This window comes from Cupriavidus sp. 01L45, from assembly GCF_056399885.1.
Genome location: NZ_JBFTSG010000147.1, coordinates 1 through 1,784, shown reverse-complemented (window position 1 = coordinate 1,784; position 1,784 = coordinate 1). Strand labels below are relative to the sequence as shown.

The 1,784-nt window shown below is 63.9% G+C and carries 3 protein-coding genes; 2 read left to right on the top strand and 1 reads right to left on the bottom strand.

All coding sequences use genetic code 11. The features are described 5' to 3' along the window. On the top strand, positions 1–319 hold a 319-nt coding region (locus AC1DT6_RS40425; RefSeq protein ID WP_477115619.1), incomplete at its 5' end, for a transposase. Continuing rightward, positions 319–1,368, top strand: coding sequence for a transposase (locus AC1DT6_RS40420; protein ID WP_477115618.1), 1,050 nt, complete (start codon positions 319–321; stop codon positions 1,366–1,368). The genes AC1DT6_RS40425 and AC1DT6_RS40420, both read left to right, overlap by 1 nt. On the opposite strand, the gene AC1DT6_RS40415 is transcribed toward AC1DT6_RS40420, so the two are convergent. Continuing rightward, positions 1,363–1,784: IS1096 element passenger TnpR family protein (locus AC1DT6_RS40415; RefSeq protein ID WP_477104803.1), on the bottom strand; the 422-nt coding region annotated here is incomplete at its 5' end. The genes AC1DT6_RS40420 and AC1DT6_RS40415 overlap by 6 nt on opposite strands.

Here is a 1,784-nt window from a genome sequence, read left to right as displayed (position 1 = left end):
CCGCATACTGGAGGCGGCTGACCGCTGCACCAAGCCCGGAGAGATCGGCGCGCTGATGCGCCGTGAAGGCGTGTACTCGTCGTCCTTGAGCACATGGCGGCGCCAGCGCGAGGCTGCCGAACTGGCTGCCCTTGCCCCCCAAAAGCGCGGACCCAAATTCGACGAGAATCGGGCCGAGGCGCGGCACATCGCGCAGCTCACACGCGAGCGCGATCACCTCAGGAGCCGACTCGACAAGGCCCTGCTGGTGATCGACGTCCAAAAAAAACTTGCAGCCTTGCTGGGCAATCCGATCGACGACGACACCGACAAGCCGTAATGGCGGCTGTGCAAGAGCTCACTCCGGCCCTGGGCGCGAGCGCGGCCTGCCATGCGCTGGGCGTGCCGCGCGGCACGCCTGCCCGGCAGCGGGCCCACCTGCGTCGCATTGCCYTCATCGGTCCACTGCCACGGTCCACTGCCCGGCCCCGGCCACCGTTGGCTCTGGACGCCCTGGAAAACCAGGTGCTGCTGGACACCCTTAACAGCGAGCGCTTCGCCGACACCGCGCCGGCGGCGATACACGCCACGTTGCTCGACGAGGGCCGCTACCTGGGTTCGGTGCGCACCATGTACCGGTTGCTGGCGGTCAATGGCGGCTCGCGCGAGCGACGCAACCAGCTTGTCCATCCGGCCTACACCAGGCCCGAGTTGCTGGCGCGCGCGCCTAACCAGGTGTGGTCGTGGGACATCACCAAACTCAAGGGACCAGCGAGATGGACGTGCTTCCACCTCTACGTCATCCTGGACATCTTCAGCCACCATGTCGTGGGCTGGTTGATCGCCGGGCGCGAGAGCGCCGAGCTCGCTGAACAGCTCATCGCCGACAGCGTGGCACGCCACGATATCGCCCCCGGCGTGCTCACGCTTCATGCCGATCGCGGTGCCAGCATGCGCTCCAAACCGGTGGCTGCGTTGTTGGTCGACCTGGACATCACGAAAAGCCACAGCCGGCCTCACGTATCTGACGATAATCCCTTCTCGGAGTCGCAGTTCAAGACGATGAAGTACCGTCCGGACTTCCCCGCGCGCTTCGGCTGCATTGAGGATGCGCGCACCCACTGCCAGGCCTTCTTCGCCTGGTACAACACCGTGCATCGGCACTCGGGCATCGGATTCATGACGCCGCACAGCGTTCATTACGGGCTCGCCCAGGAGTTGCGCCTCACCCGTCAGGCAGCTCTCGACACAGCATTCCGGGCGTCCCCGAAAAGGTTTAAAGGGCGTCGCCCTGAACCACCGCGGCTGCCCACAGCAGTCTGGATCAACCCGCCGCCATCGGAGGCCATTACCCCGAACACACCACAACCCGGCACAGTAAATTCATGAAGCCAGGTGACGCAAAGTCATTGACACGTTCCGCTCTCGCAACCGATCATTGACGGTCTGACGGTCAAAGCGACGATCCAGCCAAGTCAGCCACCCGTCGATCTCATCGCGTAAGTCTTCCAACACGATTGGCTCCTCGCGCAGCGATTCGAGCCAATCGAGGAACTCATACTCACTGCGTTCGTCCCTAGCCGCCATATAGCTCTCGATCCCGCCCATGTCCTCTGGCGAGCAACGCCCGCAACCGGCCACGCAACGTGGCAGCTGGCCAGGATGTTGCCGCAGCCTACGCCGCTCCACCCGTATCTCGTGGCGCCACCACGCGTTGAAGTCATACACATAGACGAAGCCTTCGTGTTCGCGGAGACGAAACGCAGTCAGTGGCAGTTCGTTTGCCGCGGTGGAGAACTGCAAGA